This window comes from Actinomadura rugatobispora (assembly GCF_055379765.1).
On the sequence record NZ_AP029191.1, the window covers coordinates 10,749,378 to 10,762,147 of the forward strand.

The 12,770-nt window shown below is 72.6% G+C and carries 13 protein-coding genes; 5 read left to right on the forward strand and 8 right to left on the reverse strand.

Translation table 11 applies throughout. The annotated features are described in order from the left end of the window. Positions 1–43 precede the first annotated feature (43 nt). Positions 44–1,462, forward strand: a complete 1,419-nt coding sequence (locus ACZ466_RS48020; RefSeq protein ID WP_378281314.1) for an OB-fold domain-containing protein — start codon at positions 44–46, stop codon at positions 1,460–1,462. A gap of 1 nt (position 1,463) precedes the next feature. Next, complete coding sequence (locus tag ACZ466_RS48025; RefSeq protein ID WP_378281315.1) at positions 1,464–2,654, forward strand: acetyl-CoA acetyltransferase; 1,191 nt, start codon at positions 1,464–1,466, stop codon at positions 2,652–2,654. Between the two features lie 56 nt (positions 2,655–2,710). On the opposite strand, the gene ACZ466_RS48030 is transcribed toward ACZ466_RS48025, so the two are convergent. After that, positions 2,711–3,439, reverse strand: coding sequence for a hypothetical protein (locus ACZ466_RS48030; RefSeq protein ID WP_378281316.1), 729 nt, complete (start codon positions 3,437–3,439; stop codon positions 2,711–2,713). Positions 3,440–3,544: 105 nt separating this feature from the next. Between ACZ466_RS48030 and ACZ466_RS48035 the strand changes: the two genes are divergently transcribed. The 3 genes from ACZ466_RS48035 to ACZ466_RS48045 are packed head-to-tail and all read left to right on the forward strand — an operon-like array spanning position 3,545 to position 6,610. Then, positions 3,545–4,387, forward strand: coding sequence for an enoyl-CoA hydratase/isomerase family protein (locus ACZ466_RS48035; protein WP_378281317.1), 843 nt, complete (start codon positions 3,545–3,547; stop codon positions 4,385–4,387). 58 nt (positions 4,388–4,445) lie between these two features. After that, the gene (locus tag ACZ466_RS48040) at positions 4,446–5,645 is read left to right on the forward strand and encodes an acyl-CoA dehydrogenase family protein (RefSeq protein ID WP_378281318.1); all 1,200 of its coding nucleotides are present in this window, start codon (positions 4,446–4,448) and stop codon (positions 5,643–5,645) included. Further along, on the forward strand, positions 5,645–6,610 hold the full coding sequence (locus tag ACZ466_RS48045) for an acyl-CoA dehydrogenase family protein (protein WP_464044057.1): 966 nt from the start codon (positions 5,645–5,647) through the stop codon (positions 6,608–6,610). Before ACZ466_RS48040 ends, ACZ466_RS48045 begins: the two co-directional genes overlap by 1 nt. A 28-nt stretch (positions 6,611–6,638) precedes the next feature. Here ACZ466_RS48045 and ACZ466_RS48050 read toward each other — a convergent pair whose 3' ends face one another. The 7 genes from ACZ466_RS48050 to ACZ466_RS48080 all read right to left on the reverse strand — a co-directional run bounded on the left by ACZ466_RS48050 (position 6,639) and on the right by ACZ466_RS48080 (position 12,764). Beyond that, complete coding sequence (locus ACZ466_RS48050; RefSeq protein ID WP_378281319.1) at positions 6,639–7,358, reverse strand: TetR/AcrR family transcriptional regulator; 720 nt, start codon at positions 7,356–7,358, stop codon at positions 6,639–6,641. Between the two features lie 48 nt (positions 7,359–7,406). Continuing rightward, entirely contained in the window at positions 7,407–8,303 is an 897-nt protein-coding gene (locus ACZ466_RS48055) for an SDR family NAD(P)-dependent oxidoreductase (RefSeq protein WP_378281320.1), read from the reverse strand. After that, positions 8,300–9,514: an amidohydrolase family protein gene (locus ACZ466_RS48060; protein WP_378281321.1), complete on the reverse strand. Its 1,215-nt coding sequence runs from the start codon at positions 9,512–9,514 to the stop codon at positions 8,300–8,302. Before ACZ466_RS48060 ends, ACZ466_RS48055 begins: the two co-directional genes overlap by 4 nt. Before the next feature lie 19 nt (positions 9,515–9,533). Then, on the reverse strand, positions 9,534–10,289 hold the full coding sequence (locus ACZ466_RS48065) for an acetoacetate decarboxylase family protein (RefSeq protein WP_378281322.1): 756 nt from the start codon (positions 10,287–10,289) through the stop codon (positions 9,534–9,536). Next, complete coding sequence (locus ACZ466_RS48070; protein WP_378281323.1) at positions 10,286–11,323, reverse strand: Rieske 2Fe-2S domain-containing protein; 1,038 nt, start codon at positions 11,321–11,323, stop codon at positions 10,286–10,288. The genes ACZ466_RS48065 and ACZ466_RS48070 overlap by 4 nt, the downstream gene beginning before the upstream one ends. Before the next feature lie 247 nt (positions 11,324–11,570). Continuing rightward, positions 11,571–11,954, reverse strand: a complete 384-nt coding sequence (locus ACZ466_RS48075) for an alpha/beta fold hydrolase (protein WP_464042003.1) — start codon at positions 11,952–11,954, stop codon at positions 11,571–11,573. Positions 11,955–12,140: 186 nt separating this feature from the next. Next, entirely contained in the window at positions 12,141–12,764 is a 624-nt protein-coding gene (locus ACZ466_RS48080; protein ID WP_378281325.1) for a TetR/AcrR family transcriptional regulator, read from the reverse strand. Positions 12,765–12,770: the final 6 nt, after the last annotated feature.

Genomic DNA, 12,770 nt, shown 5'->3' on the forward strand with positions numbered 1-12,770 from the left:
TGCAGATTAGATCTTTTATGCAATCTACGATTAGGCTGGTTTCATGCGCGGAATCTTGTCCTGGGGCGGCTACCTGCCCCACCGGAGGCTCGACCGTCAGACGATCAGGTCGGTGGCGGGCGCGGGCGGCGGGCGGGGCACCCGGTCCGTCGCCTCCTACGACGAGGATGCGATCACCCTCGGCGTCGCGGCGGCGCGGACGGCCCTGCGCGCCGCTCCGGCCGAGCCGCGGGCCCTCTGGTTCGCCACCACCGAACCCCCCTACCTCGACCGCACGAACGCCACCACCCTGCACGCCGCCCTGCGCCTGGGCCGCGACGTGCCCGCCTACGACGCCGTCGGCTCGGTCCGCTCGGCGCTCGGCGCGCTGCGCGCGGCCTGCGACGCCGCGTCCCCGGCGCTCGTGGTCGCCGGAGACCTGCGCGGCGGGCTGCCCGGCGGGGCCGACGAGGCCGCGGGCGGCGACGGGGCGGCGGCCGTGCTCATCGGCTCCGGCGCCGACGGGCCGGTCGTCGCCGAGATCCTCGCCCGTGCCTCGGTGACCGAGGAGTTCGTCGACCGCTGGCGGGTGCCCGGCGAGCCGGCCTCGCGGCTGTGGGAGGAGCGGTTCGGCGAGACCCGCTACACCGCGCTCGGGACGGAGACGCTGAAGCTCGCCCTCGGCGAGGCCGGGCTGGAGGCGCCCGCGGTGGACACGCTCATCGTGGCGGGTCTGCACGGCCGCGCCGCCAAGGCCGTCGCCGCCCGCTCGGGCGTGCCCGCCGAACGCGTCGCCGACCGGCTGGACGCCACCGTCGGCAATGTCGGCGCGGCCCAGCCCGCGCTGCTGCTCGCGGCGGCGCTCGAGGAGGACCGGACCGAGGGCAGGATCATCGTCCTGCTGTCGCTGGCCGACGGCGCGGACGCCCTGGTCCTCCGCACCACCTCCGCGCTGGCCGCCCACCCGGTGGAACGGCCCGTGACGGAGCAGATCGCCTCCGCCGCGCCCGTCTCCTACGGCACCTACCTGGCCTGGCGCGGCCTGCTGCCGGTCGAGCCGCCGCGCCGTCCCGAGCCCGCGCGCCCCTCCGCTTCGGCGGCCGCCCGGAACGGGGACTGGAAGTTCGGCCTCGTCGGTTCCCAGGGAGAGGACGGCATGGTGCGCATGCCCCCGTCCCCCCTGGACGGCACGGCCGCGCCCATGGCCGGCACGGCGGGCACGATCGTCACCTTCACCGTCGACCGGCTGGCCTACTCCCCGAGCCCGCCCGTGGTGTTCGCGGTCGTCGACTTCGACGGCGGCGGCCGGCTCCCCATCGAGCTCACCGACGTCGACGAAGGGGACGTCGCGATCGGGACCAGGGTCGAGCCCACCTTCCGCAGACTGTTCACCTCCGACGGGATCCACAACTACTTCTGGAAGGCCCGGCCGCTGGCCGAACCGGAGAGAGAGCCGGCGCGGGAGCCGGAGAAGGAGGCCTGAGATGGGCTCGCACGGCATCAAGGACCGGGTCGCCATCGTCGGGATGGGCTGCACCCGCTTCAGCGAGCACTGGGACAAGGGCGTCGACGAACTGCTGCTGGAGTCCACGGGCGAGGCGTTCGCCTCGGCCGGGATCGCCAAGGAAGAGGTCGACGCCTACTGGCTGGGCACCGCCCAGTCGGGCATGAGTGGCCTGACGCTCTCCAAGCCGCTGCGGTTGAGGGACAAGCCGGTCACCCGGGTCGAGAACTACTGCGCCACGGGCTCCGAGGCGCTGCGCCAGGCGGCCTACGCGGTGGCCTCCGGCGCCTACGACGTGGCGATGGCCGTCGGGGTGGAGAAGGTCAAGGACTCCGGCTACCAGGGGCTCAACGCCTTTCCCATCCCCAATGACGGCACCCAGCGCACGCTGACGGCCGCGGCGATGTTCTCCATGGTCGCCCCCGCCTACGCGCGCCGCTTCGACGTCGACCCCGGCGAGCTGAAGACGGTGCTGGCCCGCATCGCCTCCAAGAACCACGCCAACGGGGCCCGCAACCCCCGTGCACAGTTCCAGAAGGAGATGTCGGTCGAGAAGCTGCGCGCGATGCCCGAGGTGGCCGGCGGGCTGTCGGTCTTCGACTGCGCGGGGGTGGCCGACGGCTCGGCGGCCGCGATCGTCGTCCGGGCCGAGGACGCCCACCGGTACACCGACAAGCCGCTGTTCATCAAGGCGCTGTCGTTCGTCGCCGGTGACGGGTCGGGCCTGATGGACCCGGCCTACGACTACACGACCTTCCCCGAGGTCGCGGCCTCGGCCCGGGACGCCTACACGCAGGCGGGCGTGACCTCCCCGATCGACGAGATGGCCATGGCCGAGGTCCATGACTGCTTCACCCCCACCGAGCTGGTGCTCATGGAGGACCTGCGGCTGGCCGAGCGCGGCACCGCCTGGAAGCGGATCCTGGACGGGGCCTTCGACCTGGACGGGGAACTGCCCGTCAACCCCGACGGCGGACTCAAGTCGTTCGGGCACCCGGTGGGGGCGTCCGGGCTGCGGATGATGTTCGAGGCATGGCTGCAACTGCGCGGCGAAGCCCCGGCTGAGCGGCGCATCTCCACCTATGGCTCCCGCTCCCTGGCGCTGACCCACAACCTGGGCGGCTACCCCGGGGAGATGGTGAGCTTCGTGTCGATCCTCGGTACGGACTGAGGCCTGTGGGCGGCGGCCGAGTCGAGGGGCCGGCCGCCGCCCGCGCCTCGTCCGGGTCAGTCGGTCCAGTCGGTCCGATCCTCGCGAGAGGGCTGGCGTCCGGTGCGGAAGGGCGACAGCGGGGCGTCGACGAGCAGGATCCGCTCGCGCTCCCGGACGTGGACGCCGGCCTTGGACAGCAGCGCGTCGTTGCCGCGGATCTGGGCCTTCTCCACCGCGCTCCAGTCCTCCCACGTCGGGACGGTCCACAACAGCAGGCACTCGTCGCGGTTGCGCATCGCCGTGGCCCACGCACCGGTCAGCCGCCACCCGGTGCGCTCCAGAGCGGTCTCGGCGCCCTCCACGGCGGCGTCCAGGAAACGCCAGGAGGTGCCGGGGGCGACCTTGACCAGTTCGTGGGCGTAGACCTCGCCGCGAACCCCGGCCGCGCACAACCGCTCGATGGTGAGGGTCTCCGGGTGCGGGAGCATGATCCGGTCGAAACCGCCCGAGCGCAGGTCGGCGGCGCCGGCCCACCACTTCTCCAGCGCGGGGTCCTGCAGGATCTTGTTGCCGAACTCCAGCCGGAAGGAGGCGGCCAGGCCGTCCAGGCCGTCCTCCTCCCACATGTTGACCGTCTGGGGCCAGGGGCCGGTGCTGCCGACCACGCCCCACACGCCGTAGCAGAGCTGGTTGCGCTGCTCCTGGCCGATCGGGCTCCAGTTGGCCGTCATGTGGTGCATGTAGCGGGCGCGGTTCTGCTTGGTGATGTGGATGAACTCGTGGATGTAGACCTTGTCGTTCACGCTGTACCCGCTTCTGTGAGGGGCGCTGGACGGCTCCGCGCTACTGGATTGATGATGTTTTATATAATTTACACTCGTTGACGGCGAGAGAAAGGCGGCAGGCCCGTGCCAGCACAGTCCGAAACACCACCGGGACCCGAACTCCTGTGGGAGGTGGGGGAGGAGGGCGTCGCCCGGATGACCCTCAACCGGCCCCGGGCGGGCAACTCCATCACCCCCGGACAGCGCCAGCAGATCATCGCCAGGCTGGCGGAGGCGAGCGCCGACCCCAGGGTGCGGGCGATCGTGCTCACCGGCGAGGGAGACCGCCACTTCTGCACCGGCGCCGACCTGGGCGCCCCGGCGGCCGACGCACCGCCCCCGCCCGAGGACATGCCCGACAATCCGGCCGGATCGGTGACGCGTGCCATCGCGGGCGGCGCGCAGCGGATGATCTCGGCGGTCCTCGACTGCGAGAAGCCGGTCATCGCGGCGGTCAACGGCACGGCCGCCGGCATCGGCTGCCATCTCGCCTACGCCTGCGACCTGGTGCTGGCCGCCGACAACGCCAAGTTCATCGAGGTCTTCGCCCGGCGCGGCCTGGTCGTCGACGGCGCCGGCGCCTACCTGCTCACCCGGCTCGTCGGCCCCCAGCGCGCCAAGGAGCTCGTCTTCTTCGGCGACGACCTGCCCGCCGCCGACGCCGAGCGCCTCGGCCTGGTCAACCGCGTCGTCCCCGCCGACGAACTGGCCAAGACCGCGGCGGACTGGGCGGCCCGCCTGGCCGCCGGGCCCACGGTGGCGCTGGGCCTGGGCAAGCGGCTGATCAACCGGGCCCTGGACGGCGACCGGGCCGCCAGCCTGGCCGAGGAGGCGATGGCCGCCGAGATCAACATGACCAGCGAGGACGGTCAGGAAGGGCTGCGCGCCTTCCTCGAACGCCGCGCCCCCCGGTTCCGCGGCTGGTGACGGCGTTGTCCCCGCACCGACCGCCGGCATCGCGCACGCACTCGCACAGGAGCTTCCCGTGGATCTGCGTCTGACCCCGTCGGAGGCCGCCTTCCGCGACCGCTTGAGGTCCTGGCTGGCCGGCGTCCTGCCCACCCTGCCGGACAAGCCCGACCGCGACGACTGGCCGGCCCGCCGGGCCTACGACACCGCCTGGCAGCGCATGCTCTTCGACGCCGGATACGCGGGCGTGGACTGGCCCGCCGGCCACGGGGGGCTCGGCGCGACCCCGACCGAGCAGCTGATCTTCCTGGAGGAGACGGCCCGCGCCCGCGCGCCCTACGTCGGCGCCAACTTCGTCGGCCTCCTGCACGCGGGCCCCACGCTCATCGTGGAGGGCACCGAGGAGCAGCGCGCCCGCCACCTGCCGCGGATCCTGCGCGGCGAGGAGGTCTGGTGCCAGGGCTTCTCCGAACCCGACGCGGGCTCGGACCTGGCGTCCCTGCGCACCACCGCCGTCCGCGACGGCGACCACTACGTCGTCGACGGCCGCAAGATCTGGACCTCGCACGCCGAGGTCGCCGACCACTGCGAACTGCTGGTCCGCACCGACCCCGGCGCCCCCAGGCACAAGGGCGTCACCTGGCTGATCCTGCCCATGGACACCCCGGGGGTGCAGGTCCGCCCGCTGCGCACCGTCGTGGGCAGCAGCGAGTTCAGCGAGCTGATCCTCGACGGGGTGCGCGTCCCCGTCGCCAACCGGGTCGGAGCGGAGAACGACGGCTGGCGGGTGGCCATGGTCACCTTCTCCTTCGAGCGCGGCACCGCCTTCATCTCCGATGTGATCGAGTCGCGCAACCTCCTGGAGGAGACCGTCGCCGTCGCCAGGAAGACCTCCGTGCCGGGCGGCGGCACCCTGTGGGACGACGCCGCGCTGCGCCGGGAGGCCGGCGCGCTCGCCGCCGAGGTGAGCGGGCTGTGGTCGCTCATCCGCAAGAACGTCTCGGAGGCGTCCGCGGGCATGATCCCCGTCCAGGGGGCCTCGGTGTTCAAGCTGAGGTTCACCGAGAGCCGCCAGCGCATCGGCGACCTCGCCGCGCACGTGCTGGGCCGGGCGGCGCTGGCGATGAGCGACCTGCCCGGCGGCTCCAACGCCCGCGTCGTGGAGGACCGCGTCAACACCCTGTCCTTCACCATCGCGGCGGGCACCTCCCAGATCCAGAAGAACATCCTCGCCGAGCGGGTGCTCGGCCTGCCCAAGGAGCCCCGTTGGACCTGATGCTCACCGCCGACCAGAAGGACATGCGGGCGGCGCTGCGCGGCCGGCTGGCCGACGCCTGGAACCCCGATCGGCTGCGCGCCGCGTCCGAGACGGACTCCTTCGACCGCGCGGCCTGGAAGGGCCTGGCCGAGATGGGCGTCTTCGGGATGACGCTGCCCGAGGACGAGGGCGGCATGGGCCTCGGCATGGCCGACACGGTCATCCTCTTCGAGGAACTCGGCCGCTCCCTGGTACCCGGCCCGGTGACCGGCACGTTCCTGGCCGCCGGGCTGGTGCCGGGAGCGGCCGACGGCGACGCGGTCGTCACGCTGCTCGACACCGGTGCCGTCCAGGGAGGGGGAACCGCGCCCGTCATCGAGCACCCCCGGGCCGCCACCCATGTGGTGATCGTCGACGACGACGGCCTGTTCGTCCTGCCCGCCCCGCAGGCCGAGCCCGCGTCCCTGCCGCTGGACCCGCTGACCCCCGTCGCGCAGGTGTCCGTACGCCCGGAGGACGGCGAGCGGATCGGGACGGCCGAGGACGCGGCCCGCTGGCGGCTCCTGGGCGCGGTGCTCACCGCCGCCCTGCAGGTCGGCGTCGCCCAGGGCGCGCTCGACCTCGCCGTCCGGTACGCCAAGGAGCGCGTGCAGTTCGACCGGGTCATCGGCTCCTTCCAGGCGGTCAAGCACCTGCTCGCCGAGTCCCTGGTCAGGACCGACCTGGCCCGGGCCGCGACGCTGGTGGCCGCCCTCGTGCTGGACGATCCCGAGTCCGGCGACCCGCGCGAGGCCGCCTCGTCGGCCAAGCTCCTCGCCGACGAGGCGGCCTCCCGCGGCGGACGCACCGGCGTCCAGGTGCACGGCGGTATGGGCTTCACCTGGGAGGTCCTGGCCCACCTTTACCTCAAGCGCGCCTGGGTCCAGGAGACGGTCTTCGGTTCGGCGGGAGAGCACGCCGAGCACCTCGCCGCGGCGCTCTGAGGGACGGGCCGGGGCGGGGCGTCGCGTTCTACGTGGCCGAGGCTCCCGGAAGGTTCGCCAGCAGTTCGGAGATCTCGGTCCAGTCCTCGCCCCGGCGGGTGGCGATGCCCGCGAGGACCGTGACGATCTGCTCGGTGAAGGGGAGCGGCACGGACGGTCCCGCGCTGACCGCGAGCCGCAGATAGGGCACGTCCTTCTCGGCCAGGGCCCCGCTCAGGTCCTGTTCGATGGGATGCGCCTCCTGGCGCAGGAAGGTGACGGCCGCGCCCAGGGCGCACTCGGAGACCAGGTCGTAGGCCTGCATGGCCTCGGCGGGGGAGAAGCCCTGCCGGACGCACAGTCCGAGGGCGCCGTCCACGTGCTCGGCCAACACCTCGATGTTGATCGCTCCGTTGATGTACTGGGTGAGCAGCCCGGGGTCATCGACGAACGCCTCGCGGATGTAGACGGCCCATTCGTAGAACCAGACGGCCCAGTGCTGGTCGTGGTCGACGGGCAGGGTCAGCCGGGTGGCCGACTGCGCGGCGGCCAGCCGCAGCAGGTCGTCCCGGCCGCGCACGTAGTGGTACAGGCTCGGCACGCTGACACCGAGCCGCTGGGCCACCTTGCCGAGGGTGAGGTCGTTCAGCGGAATCTCGCCCGCCGCACGGGCGATCGCGGCGCGGTCGATCTTCGGTGGCCGACCGCGGCCGCGGCCCTGGCCGGCCCGGAGGCCGGGCCCGGCCCCGGGCTGCTTGCTGTCGCTCACGATGGGCTCCTGACGGGGCGTGGCGGCGGCATCCGCCGCCACGCCGTTTCAGGTCAGGATCCCATGGGCGTCCACGACCGTCGGGCAGCGGCCCGCGGCGAGGAGATCGGCCCGCTCCCGCAGGGTCGCCGCGGCTTCGGCCAGGTCGTCGGTGATGCAGTAGACGCCGTCCTTGATACCGTCCACGACCTGCCGGGCCAGCTCGTCGAGCGGCCGGACGGGCAGTTCCCGGCCCCTGGCGGCGGCCATCTCCACCAACTGGGCCACGGTGACGGCGGGAGTGCCGCGCGGGCGCTCCCTGGCCAGTTCGGCGGGCCGGTTGCGGTCGGCCGTCCACAGCCCGGTGTCGAGCAGCCCGCCGCCCGGCAGGAACAGGGAGACCCCGAGCCGCCCGCCGCTCTCCTCCCGGAGCTGGGTGGCCAGGCACTCGGTGAGGACGGACACGGCCGCCTTGCTCGCCGCGTAGACCGACGCGTTCGGCAGCGGGTTGACGGCGCCGTCCCCGGAGGAGGTGTTGACGACGTGTCCCGGCTCGCCGCCGGCCAGCATCCTGGGCACGAACGACTGGACGCCGTGGGCGACGCCGAACACGTTCACCGAGTGCACCCAGCGCCAGTCGTTCGGGGTGCTCTCCCAGGACTTCGCCGACGGCGCGCCGACTCCGGCGTTGTTGATCAGGACGTGGACCGCGCCGTGGCGCCCGTAGACCTCCTCGGCGAGCGCCTCGACCGAGGCCGGGTCGGTGACGTCGGTCCGCACGCCCGTCACCTCGCCGCCGGCCGCCAGTTCCTCGACCGTCCGGGCAAGGGCGCCGGCCTCGACGTCGGCCAGGACGACCCTGGACCCCTCGGCGGCGAAGCGCACACCGAGGGCGCGCCCGATGCCGGCGGCGCCCCCGGTGATCACCACGACCCGGCCGGTGAAGTCCTGGAGGGCCCCGGTCACGCCGCCCCCGCCCCGTGGATCTCCTCCACCGTCGGGCCGACGCGCTCGACGTGCGGGGCCAGCGCGTCCAGGTCGAAGCCGTAGACCTCCGCCGCCGTCAGGCCGAGGATGCGCCGGACCTCGTCCTGCGGAACGCGCCCGAACCGGTCGGCCAGCCAGGGCCGGGTGTGCGGCCAGGTCCCCTCGGGGTGGGGGTAGTCGCTGCCCCACATGAGGTTGCCGACGCCGATCCGGTGGCGCCGTTCGACCTCGATGTCGCCCATCACCGAGGCGGCCATCCAGCAGTTGCGGTCGAAGTACTCGCCGGGCTTCATGGTGAGACCGGACCGGAACGCGGACGGGCCGAACTTGCGGGTGGCGTGGTCGCCCTCCCACTTGGAGTCCATCCGGCTGATGATGTCGGGCACCCACCAGGCGCCGTTCTCGGCGATGACGTACTTGAGCTTCGGGTGCCGCTCGAACACCCCGCCCAGGATCAGCGCCCACAGCGGCCGGGCCGCCCACCAGTACGCCTCGGTGGCGTAGATGGAGACGAGACCGGGCGTGAATCCGTAGTCGTCCTCGTCCGGCCCGACGCCCGAGTGGGTGTGGACGGGCAGGCCCGTCTCGGCGGCGGCGGCCCAGACCGGGTCGTAGACCGGGTCGTTGTAGGACGGCAGCCTGCCCCACTTGGTGGGGATCATGATGCCGCCGCGCAGCCCCTTGTCGGCGGCCCAGCCGATCATCTGCACGGCGGCGTCCACGTCGTGGACCGGGACGATCGCCACGCCCGCCCGGCGTTCGGGGCTGTTCTCGCAGAAGTCGGCGATCCACCGGTTGTGCGCCCAGGCACCGGCCAGGGTCATCTCGGCGTCGTCGTCGCCGGTGGAGCCGAGCCCGGCGGTGAACGGGGTCTTGGAGACCCCGCCGACGCCGGCGGAGTCGGCGTCGGGGAAGATCACCTCGGCGGCGACGCCGTCGTGGTCCATCTCCTTGGTGCGGATCTCGGGGTCCCAGGCGCCCTTCATGCCGCCGTGGTGGCCGATCTCGGAGTTCCACTCGCTGAGGAACCTGCGGTGCTCGTCGGTCTCGGCGAGCCGCCGCATCGCCTCGGCCTCGGCCTGCGCGGCGTCGAAGGCGGCGTGGTAGCGGGAGTCGATGTAGTCGCGGTAGCGCTCGGCGGGAAGTCCCGCGTGGCTGTCGGTGGAGATGAGGGTGTAGCGCTCGCTCATCGTGTCTCCTGGAGGCGGTTCACCGGTAGCGGATCTGGGCGTAGGGGGCGAAGGCGACGGGGTCGACCGGCCCGACGATCTTCGGCTCGTTCCGGCTGGAGCGGCGCACCCACCGCAGGGTGGGCGGCTCCAGGACGGGCAGGTCCACGACCGGGCAGCCGGGCAGCTCGCGGAGCACGAGGTCGCCCTCGACCGCCTCGACCCGTTCGGCCGTGCGCACCTGCTCCATGCGGACCAGCAGCGGATCGCCGTCGAAGCCGGTGCCGTCGACGGCGGGCATGAACTTGTACCAGAACTGCCGGGCCGGGTAGGGCTCCGGGACGGGCAGCTCGCCGGTGACCCGGCCGGTCATCTCGATGAACGTGACGCCCTGGCGGGTGACGGCGCCGTGGACCGTGCCGTCCTCGGCGCGGGTGAGTTCGATGTCGGCGAGCTTCTTGGGCTCGCCGAACCGCTCCCGGCTGATGGAGATCGCCGGCTCCAGGTCGATCGGGATGAGCAGGGGGTACTCGCCCGGCTCGCCGTCCAGTTCGGCCTCGACGGCGAAGTAGCCGACGAGCTCCTTGTGGCGGTGCTCGCCGAACCGGAGGTCGATGTCGACGACGCGGACGTGGACGCGCGGCCGCGCCGGCGGGGTCAGCGGCGGGGGCAGCACCTCGGCCAGCGCCGCGGGGTCGGTCAGGTAGACCGCCTCCAGGGAGGGGAGCGCCGGCGTGGCGTCGGACAGGCCGGAGGCCGGCGGGGCGGGTTCCTGGACCCAGCGGGTGAGGCTCACGACTGCTCCTTGGGGAACGAGTAGAACTGGCGGCACCAGCGCCGGTGCTCGCTGACTTCCTTCTCCGAGGGCCGCAGCACCGGCGGCTCCTTGTAGATCTTGTTCTCCCAGATCGGGATGTCCTGGCTGAGGCCCCGGCAGAACAGGTCGGCCGCCTCCTCCGCGGCGTTCGGGCCCAGTGAGCGCGGGGCGGTGAAGATCCAGCGGACGTGGACGTTGTCCTCGTCCAGCGGGGTGGTGCTGGAGACGAAGGTGGTCATGCCCTCCACCCGCAGGACGCCCAGGCCGAGCCCGTAGCCCTCGCGGACGAAGGTCCCGCCCCCGCCCACGGTCTTCTTGTAGTGGCCGTCCACGTGGAACTCCTCCTCGGGGATGGAGTCGGTGCCGTGGACGAACTTGAAGTGGGCGCGGTCGACGTTGTTCTCTGCCATCTCCTGGCAGCAGGTGGCGATCGGGAACTCCCGGACGACGATCGGCAGCCAGTCGGGATCGTCGAACTCCGGGACGGCCGGCACGTCGTAGAACGGCTCACCGCCCTCGAGGTGGTGCCAGGCCCAGACCATCTGGTTGCGCTCGATGGTGGGAAAGGCGCGCATCGAGGCCCGCGCGGGGACGTACTCGACGTCGTCGTAGGGGACGTCGACGCACTGGCCGCTGGTGCCGTCGAACTTCCATCCGTGGAACGGGCAGCGGATGCAGGACTCCTCGACCTGGCCGCCGACCGCGAGGTGCGCGCCCAGGTGGCTGCAGTGCGCGTCGAGGACGTGGGGGACGCCGTCCGTTCCGCGGAACAGGACGAGCTCCCGGCCGAAGGCGTAGAGCGGCCGGACGTCGCCGGGGGCCAGGTCGGCCGAGGCGGCGACGATGAACCAGCCGTTGGGGACGGGGAAGGGGAACCGGCCCTCGGCCTTCCGGAGGACGCGCGGGCGCAGTCCGGGGTCGAAGAGGAGGTCGGGGTTCTGGGGCATGGGCAGCCCCGGGAGGTTGCGGGGAACGGGGGCGGGCGCGGGGAGATCGAGATCTGGGGCGGGCACCACGGCTCCTACTCCGAGAAATTTTTGAAGGTGCTTCGAAAATTCCATGGGAGCCATGTCCCGTCAAGGCCCGACCGCGAACGCCCTGGTAGAACGGCCGATGCGGGGGAGATGCGCGCACGCGTGAGCAGGCCGGCGGCCGCGGACCTCCGAGGCCCGGCCGGCTCATGCTCCGATCGACACCATCGACCGGCGCCCCGAGCGCTCCGGCCCGGTCGCGCGGAAGTCGCCGTGCGGACCGGCCTTCTCAGGAGGCCGGGGGAGCCGCCTCGGCCGCGGCGGCGTGGTCGCCCACGGCGGCGACCCGGGGTATGAACGCCTGGAGACGCGCCCAGGCGAGCGCCCGCGTCGGCGCGAAGTTATGCATATGGGCCATCCGGGGGATGATGGCGGTGGCGATGTCGGGAGCGGAGCGGAATATTGCGACGTCCCGCAGCGGCTCGACCGTGACGTCCTGCTCCCCGTAAAGCAGGAGGACCGGAACGCGGACCGCCGAGGCCTCCTTCGCGACGGCGAAGGGTTCTATGAGCTGCGTGGTGCTCAATGGGATGTTCTTCGTCTGCCACGCACCATCGGCGGCCGCTGCGACGCTCTCGCCCGACTCCCCGGACCAGTGCGCCGTCGCCACCATATCGGCGTCAAAACGGGCGGACGTGTAGAGCGCGGTAGGGGTAGTGCCTGCCCGGCCGCAGCCGCAGGCGTGTGCAGGTGAAGCTCGAGCCGAGGGCGGCGAGCCCCTGAAAGGTCGATAATAGTTTATATAAGAAATGCGACGATCCTTCTTGGCAAGGGCGTCCCGAGGACGAGGCCGCCGGCCTCAGAAGCGTGCCAGGCCTCCGAGCAGTACCTCCAGAACGTCTTCGGTGGCCTTTTCCAGGCCCGTCTCGTTCTGGCCGACGACCCACCGGCCGGTGGCGGTGGCCATCCCCGTCACGACGAGCCAGGAGGCGAACCCCGGCTCCAGCCGCGTGTCGAGTTCCCCGGCCCGCTGCCCTTCCTCGACGATCTCCGCGACGAGCGACAGCAGTTCGGGATGCGCGGGCGCGTCCCCGGCCGCCGAGAAGAGGGCGGGGCCGGCCTCGGCGAGGAACGCGCGCAGCATCTCCCGGAGCGCGGGGCCGGTCGCCGTCCAGCCGGTCACCAGGGTCCGCTGCACCACCCGGAGCCGCTCCACGGCACTGGCGGACGGCTGCGCGGCCATGGCCTCCCGCGCGTCCCGGGCCAGCCGGTGGTTGAACTCCAGCAGGAGCCCGGCCTTCGCCCCGTAGATCCTGAAGAAGGAGGCCCTGCCGACCTCCGCGCGCTCGCAGATCTCGTCGATCGTGACCTCGTCGAAGGGGCGCTCGGCCAGCAGGTCCAGCGCGGCCGTGTAGATCTCGTCACGCGCCCGCTGCCGCTTGCGCTCACGCAGGTTCCGGGGCGGGGAAGACGGTGAGGTCATACGGCC

Coding starts and splice junctions, on each gene's coding strand:
- ACZ466_RS48080 (WP_378281325.1), bottom strand. CDS start 12,764: ATGACCTCACCGTCTTCCCCGCCCCGGAACCTGCGTGAGCGCAAGCGG.
- ACZ466_RS48075 (WP_464042003.1), bottom strand. CDS start 11,954: ATGGTGGCGACGGCGCACTGGTCCGGGGAGTCGGGCGAGAGCGTCGCA.
- ACZ466_RS48045 (WP_464044057.1), top strand. CDS start 5,645: ATGCTCACCGCCGACCAGAAGGACATGCGGGCGGCGCTGCGCGGCCGG.
- ACZ466_RS48025 (WP_378281315.1), top strand. CDS start 1,464: ATGGGCTCGCACGGCATCAAGGACCGGGTCGCCATCGTCGGGATGGGC.
- ACZ466_RS48060 (WP_378281321.1), bottom strand. CDS start 9,514: ATGAGCGAGCGCTACACCCTCATCTCCACCGACAGCCACGCGGGACTT.
- ACZ466_RS48020 (WP_378281314.1), top strand. CDS start 44: ATGCGCGGAATCTTGTCCTGGGGCGGCTACCTGCCCCACCGGAGGCTC.